Below are 6478 nucleotides of genomic sequence, written 5' to 3' on the forward strand. Positions count from 1 at the left end.
GGGCGGCGGCGATCAGAATTCTGGTGGTGGAAACTCCCATGGAAACAACGGATTCGGTAATGGAGATCAGGAGGCGCCGGGGAATTCCGGACCCAATAACAATGCCGAGAATGCTTCTGATGGTTCCGGTGGCTCTGGCGGGCAGGGCAACGGCAATGCCGGTGGTAACGGCAACGGCAACGCGGGCGGCAATGGCAACGCGGGCGGAGGGCTGACGATCACGTCCGGTTCCAGCGACAATGACGATCCGGTCCTGATCATCACGGACGGCTCCGGTGACGGGACCGGGGCAGAGCTGGTCATAACCTCCGGCGGTGGCTCGGGGCAAAGCGGCTCGGGCGGAGGAACCCTGATTTCCGGATCTGGCGGAGAATCTGGCGGATTGACGATCACGACTGGCTCGGGAAGCTCCTCCGGCAACGGCAACGGCAACGGCAACGGCAACGGCAACGGCAACGGCAACGGCAACAATGGCCATGGCAACGATGCGGATGGATGCGATGCCTCGAACCCAGGCAATGCGCCTCAATGCGTGGGGGACACGACTGATGACGATGGTCCCGCGGGTAACGGCAACGGCAACGGGAATGGCAACGGGAATGGGAATGGCAACGGTAATGGCCGAAATTGACCTGCCCCAGAACGCTGCATGGCTGTAACCCCTCGCCCTCGGGCATGAGCGGCCACGACTGATGGGAGCGCGGCGTCCGGCCCGAAAAAACGCTCCACATGACCGGAAATGTTTACTTTCTCCCAAATTGACCTAAGGTAAACCTCTGCAGGCGTCAGGGATTTCTTTTGACGTGTTCAAGGAATCCCTTAACCTTCTGGGGGTGAAGATATGGGGCCGACGGCGATGCTGGATTGGAACCAGACCAAGCGACTGGCGCGCAGCCTGAATCTGCCGAATGTGCACGAGGACATTCGCAGTGACGGGTTTGCATGTCTGCATGCCCATGGCCGCCTGTGGACCTGGTGGGACAGCCGGGTGGATGCGCCCGGATTTCGCCTGCCTGCGGGAGAACGCGACTTCCTGATTGCCGCCGATCCCGAGATCTTCTTCGTGACCGAGGCGGAGGCGCCGTACAATCACGTCCTCGCGCATCCCGCGCGGGTGAGCCCGCGATGGATTCTCGGCAATCTGAGTCTCAGCTGGCGGGCCCTGGCCCCCTCGATCTTCGTGCAGCTTTTTCCCGGCGAGGGGCCTCCCGTTCCGCATTTCATGGAACATTAGCGATCCCGTCAGGGAGCTTGGCAATTGCGCCGGACCAGCGGTTGCGGTAGCCCCTTGGGCAACAACAGCTTGAAACGGAGCGCTGACGCGGATGACACGAGCCTTCCTCTTCCCGGGCCAGGGGGCCCAGACCATTGGCATGGGCAAGGCCCTGGCAGATGAATACCCGGCTGCGAAAGCGGTGTTCGACGCGGTGGACGAGGCCCTGGGCGAGAAACTGTCGGCGCTGATCTGGGACGGCACGCAGGACGAACTGACCCTGACCGCCAATGCGCAACCGGCCCTGATGGCAACCTCCATGGCTGCGATGGCGGCGCTGGAGGCCGAGGGTGTGACGGTCGAGGCGGCGGCCTATGTGGCGGGCCATTCGCTTGGGGAGTATTCGGCGCTATGTGCGGCGGGGGCGCTGTCTCTGGCGGATACCGCCCGGCTGCTGCGCATTCGCGGCACGGCCATGCAGGACGCGGTTCCGGTGGGCGAGGGCGCGATGGCGGCGCTGCTGGGGCTCGACTTCGAGACCGCGATGCGCGTGGCCCAGGCCGCGAGCCAGGGGGCCGTCTGCCAGGCCGCGAATGACAACGATCCGGGCCAGGTCGTCGTGTCGGGCCACCGCGAGGCGGTGGAGCGGGCTGTCGAGATCGCCAAGGGAGAGGGCGCGAAACGGGCGGTGATGCTGCCGGTCTCTGCCCCGTTCCATTGTGCGTTGATGCAGCCCGCGGCAGACGCCATGTCCGAGGCGTTGAGCCATGTGGAGCTGAGCGCACCGCGCGTGCCGGTGGTGGCGAATGTGGTGGCGGCGGCGGAAAGCGCGGCCGCCGTGCTGCGCGGTCATCTGGTCGATCAGGTCACGGGATCTGTCCGCTGGCGCGAAAGCGTGATGTGGATGGCCGCCCATGGTGTGACCGAGACCTGGGAAATCGGCGCGGGCAAGGCGCTGACCGGCATGATCCGGCGTATCGACCGGTCGCTGTCGACCCGGCAGGTGGGCACGCCGGACGAGGTGCGCGCCGCGGCAGCGGCATTGGCCGAGGGCTGAGCGGGGCGGGAAGGCTCTTGCAAGAGCCTTGCAAATTTCTTCGAAGAAATTTGGCGCCCCTGGCGGGCGTCACGACATCAGGGAAGGACGGGACATGTTTGATCTCACAGGGAAAAACGCGCTGATCACCGGCGCATCGGGCGGCATCGGCGCCGATATCGCGCGCGCATTGCATGCCGCGGGCGCCACGGTCGGCCTGTCCGGCACGCGGGTGGAGCCGCTGGAGGCGCTGGCCGCAGAGCTGGGCGAGCGCGCGCATGTGCTGCCTTGCAACCTGTCGGACCCGGAGGCGGTCGAGGCGCTGCCCAAGCAGGCGGCCGAGGCAATGGGGTCGGTCGATATCCTGGTCAACAACGCGGGCATCACGCGCGACAACCTGTTCATGCGCATGTCCGACGAGGAATGGCAGTCGGTGATCGACGTGAACCTGACCTCCACCTTCAAGCTGTGCAAAGGCGTTTTGCGCGGCATGATGAAAGCGCGTTGGGGCCGGATCATCAACATCTCGTCTGTCGTGGGGACCACCGGCAATCCGGGGCAGGGCAACTATGCCGCCTCCAAGGCCGGCATGATCGGCATGTCGAAATCGCTGGCCTATGAGGTGGCCAGCCGGGGCATCACGGTCAATGCGGTTGCGCCCGGTTTCATCGAGACCGCGATGACCGACAAGCTGACCGACGATCAGAAGTCCAAGATCCTGACGCAGATTCCGGCGGGCCGCATGGGTAGCCCGGCAGAGATCGCCAGCGCGGTTCTGTTCCTGGCCTCACCTGAGGCGGGGTACCTGACGGGCACGACGATGCATGTGAATGGCGGCATGGCGATGGTCTGACCGGCCGAACCGTGCCGTTACGATCCGCCACAGGCGGCGGCCGGGATGCACCCCGAGCCGCCGTGCGGCGCGTGCCAGGGCGATTCCCATCAGGAACGCACCGATGCCGAAGATCAGTGCCTGCAGCCCGGACATGTGTTGCAGGGCGCGCCAGAGCAGCGCGATATAGCCGATGAATTCTGTCAACGTATCCTCCAGCCCATTGTTTATTCGGGTCATCCGGGGCCAGTGTATCGAGCGGATCATTCCGAAAGGTTAAGGCGGCGGGCTGCGGGAAATGGCAAAAACGGATCAAACCCCGTTGCCTTCGATTGCGGATGTGCTATAGGCGGCGCAGATTTTGCCGGGGGGCGCTTGCGCCAGACGGTATGGGGCCTTTGCCGGTCCCGTCAAACCGCCGATACCGGCGCATTACAGATCGAGGGCTGGAAAATGGCTTTCGACCAAACTGGATGAGGATCGAAAAGATGAGCGACATCGCAGATCGCGTGAAGAAAATCGTTGTCGAGCACCTGAGCGTGGAAGAAGACAAGGTGACCGAGAACGCCTCCTTCATCGACGACCTGGGCGCAGACAGCCTGGACACCGTTGAACTGGTCATGGCCTTCGAGGAAGAGTTCGGCATCGAGATCCCCGATGATGCGGCCGAAACCATCCAGACCTTCGGCGACGCGTGCAAATTCATCACCGACGCGTCCTGAGCCCTTACGCTTCAGGTCCAGAATTCGCAGACGGCATCCTGATGGGGTGCCGTTTTGCATTGGCGGCAGGTCGCGGGGTCGGGGCAAAACCCCTGTCAAGGGATTGCCCAAGCCCCCCGCTTGACGTTATCAAACCGCGATAAGCTCTCATCCGGAAGGGGCAGGAATATGCGTCGAGTTGTTGTCACGGGTCTGGGGATCGTGTCCCCCCTGGCCTCTGGTATCGAGGAAACCTGGAGCCGCCTGTTGGCCGGGGAATCAGGGGCAGGGACGATCCAGCGCTTCGATGCCTCGCATCTGGCCACCAACTATGCCTGCGAAGTGCCGCTCGGCGATGGCTCTGACGGGACCTTCAACCCCGATGACTGGATGGCGCCCAAGGAACGGCGCAAGGTCGATGATTTCATCCTGTTCGGCATGGCCGCCGCTGCGCAGGCCGTGACGGACGCGGGCTGGATGCCCGAGGACGAGGAGAGCCGCCTGCGCACCGGCGTTCTGATCGGGTCCGGCATTGGTGGCCTCTCGTCGATTGCCGACACGGCCATTCTTCTAAAAGAAAAGGGCCCGCGCCGGGTGTCGCCTTTCTTTATCCCCGGCTCGCTGATCAACCTGATCTCGGGTCAGGTTTCTATCCGCTATGGCTTCAAAGGGCCGAACCACGCGGTTGTCACGGCCTGTTCCACCGGCGCCCACGCGATTGGCGACGCGGCGCGGCTCATTCAGTGGGGCGATGCTGACGTGATGATTGCGGGCGGGGCCGAGGCTGCGATCTGCGAAATCGGTATCGCTGGCTTCAACGCCTGCAAGGCCCTGTCCACCAAGCGCGCGGACGATCCCAAGGCGGCCAGCCGCCCTTATGATGCCGACCGCGATGGGTTCGTCATGGGTGAGGGCGCAGGTGTTGTGGTGCTGGAGGATTACGAGCACGCCAAGGCGCGCGGCGCGAAGATCTACGCCGAGATCTTGGGCTACGGCCTGTCGGGCGATGCCTATCATATCACTGCGCCGTCCGAGGATGGCGATGGGGGCTATCGCGCGATGGAAGCGGCGCTGAAGCGCGCGGGCCTGACGCCCGACGCGGTGGATTACATCAACGCTCATGGTACCTCGACCATGGCTGACACGATCGAACTGGGCGCGGTGGAGCGTCTGTTGGGCGATAAGGCGGGGCTTGCCACCATGTCCTCGACCAAATCCTCCGTCGGGCATCTTCTGGGGGCTGCGGGTGCGATCGAGGCCATTTTCTCGATCCTCGCGATCCGTGATCAGGTGGCACCGCCGACGATCAACCTGGACAACCCGGCGGTCGAGCCCAAATTGAACCTCGCCGCAAATGCCAAGCATGAGCGCGAGATCAACGTGGCGCTGTCCAACAGCTTCGGCTTTGGCGGCACCAACGCGTCGCTCGTTATGGGTAAGGTCACCGACTGATGTGGAAACATGTCGCTGCCAACGGGATGAGCCTGCTCATCGTCGGTTTCATCGCATTCGCGGGGGCCGTGGCCTGGGGGCAGCGGCAGTTCACCACTGCGGGACCGTTGGCGGAACCGACCTATTTCGAGGTGTCGCGGGGCGAGAGTCTGGCGTCGGTCTCGGAAAACCTGGAAGCGGCGGGGGTGATCTCCAGCGCGACCATCTTCCGGCTTGGGGCGCGCTATACGGAGCGGGCCGAGGATCTGCGCTTCGGGAACTATGAAATTCCTGCGGGCGTGTCGATGGATGAGGTGATGGAGATCCTGTCTTCCGGCGGGCCGTCCACCTTCCGCTATACGGCCACCTATGTGATCCGTGGCGGCGCGGGCGGCGGCGAGATGCGGCTGCGCGAACGGGTGCCGGGCACGGGCGAGCAGGTGGAACTGGCGACCTTCGAGGGCGGCGCGGAGCTGCCTGCGGACTATGTGGCGCTGGTCGAGGCGGGGACGCCGATTGTCTACCGGGTGTCGGTGCCGGAAGGGCTGACCGTCTGGCAGATCGTGGAAGGGTTGCGCGGTGCGGATTTCCTGGAGGATGACGTGGTTGAGCTGCCCGCCGAGGGCACGCTGGCGCCCGATACTTACGAGGTGTCGCGCGGCACCCTGATTTCCGAGATGCTGACCGATATGGCCGATGCGCAGACCGGTATCCTGCTGGCGGCCTGGGCCGGGCGGGCCGAGAACCTGCCCTATGACACGGTCGAGGAGGCGCTGATCATGGCCTCGCTCATCGAGAAGGAAACCGGGGTGGCCGATGAACGCGGCGAGATCGCGGGGGTCTTCGTGAACCGGCTTGAGGCGGGGATGCGGCTGCAGACCGACCCGACGATCATCTACGGCGAATCCGAGGGGCGGGGCTTCCTGGGCCGGGGGATTCGGCAAAGCGAGCTGATCAATGACAACAACCCGTGGAACACCTATCGCATCGACGGGCTGCCGCCGACGCCGATTGCGAACCCCGGTCGCGCGGCGATCGAGGCGGCGGTGAACCCGGCCAGCACGGACTATCTGTTCTTCGTGGCGGATGGATCGGGGGGCCATGCCTTCGCGACGAGCCTGGCCGAGCACAATGAGAATGTGCAGGCCTGGCGGGCGATCGAGGCGGCGCGGGCAGCGCAGGAAAACTAGGGGTTTCGCCGCCTTCGGCGTCGACCCGGGGGGGGGGGGGGGGGGGGGGGGGGGGGGGGGGGGGGGGGGGGGGGG

At 64.8% G+C, this 6478-nt stretch carries 7 protein-coding genes and 1 pseudogene; 7 read left to right on the forward strand and 1 reads right to left on the reverse strand.

Translation table 11 applies throughout. The features are described 5' to 3' along the window. From RBB16_RS20285 to fabG, 4 genes and pseudogenes are all read left to right on the forward strand, one after another. Positions 1–631: pseudogene (locus RBB16_RS20285) on the forward strand (hypothetical protein); the annotation flags it as partial. Between the two features lie 210 nt (positions 632–841). After that, positions 842–1234 carry a hypothetical protein gene (locus RBB16_RS20290; RefSeq protein ID WP_306047849.1) on the forward strand — a complete coding sequence of 131 codons (393 nt, stop codon included), beginning with the start codon at positions 842–844 and terminating at the stop codon, positions 1232–1234. 91 nt (positions 1235–1325) lie between these two features. Then, a complete protein-coding gene (gene fabD, locus RBB16_RS20295; protein WP_306047850.1) occupies positions 1326–2270 on the forward strand; it encodes an ACP S-malonyltransferase in 945 nt (314 codons plus the stop codon). Positions 2271–2364: 94 nt separating this feature from the next. Then, positions 2365–3102 (forward strand): 3-oxoacyl-ACP reductase FabG, encoded by a 738-nt coding sequence (gene fabG / locus RBB16_RS20300; RefSeq protein WP_306047851.1) that lies wholly within the window; start codon positions 2365–2367, stop codon positions 3100–3102. Here fabG and RBB16_RS20305 read toward each other — a convergent pair. Further along, entirely contained in the window at positions 3037–3321 is a 285-nt protein-coding gene (locus RBB16_RS20305) for a hypothetical protein (RefSeq protein WP_306047852.1), read from the reverse strand. The two genes, fabG and RBB16_RS20305, sit on opposite strands and share 66 nt — an antisense overlap. Positions 3322–3569: 248 nt before the next feature. On the opposite strand from RBB16_RS20305, the gene RBB16_RS20310 reads away from it, so the two are divergent. From RBB16_RS20310 to mltG, 3 genes are all read left to right on the forward strand, one after another. Next, the gene (locus RBB16_RS20310; RefSeq protein ID WP_071691851.1) at positions 3570–3803 is read left to right on the forward strand and encodes an acyl carrier protein; all 234 of its coding nucleotides are present in this window, start codon (positions 3570–3572) and stop codon (positions 3801–3803) included. Between the two features lie 168 nt (positions 3804–3971). Then, positions 3972–5234, forward strand: a complete 1263-nt coding sequence (gene fabF, locus RBB16_RS20315) for a beta-ketoacyl-ACP synthase II (RefSeq protein WP_306047854.1) — start codon at positions 3972–3974, stop codon at positions 5232–5234. Then, complete coding sequence (mltG, locus tag RBB16_RS20320) at positions 5234–6403, forward strand: endolytic transglycosylase MltG (protein ID WP_306047855.1); 1170 nt, start codon at positions 5234–5236, stop codon at positions 6401–6403. The genes fabF and mltG overlap by 1 nt, the downstream gene beginning before the upstream one ends. Positions 6404–6478: the final 75 nt, after the last annotated feature.

Source organism: Nioella sp. MMSF_3534 (assembly GCF_030732985.1).
Classification (GTDB): Bacteria; Pseudomonadota; Alphaproteobacteria; order Rhodobacterales; family Rhodobacteraceae; genus Nioella.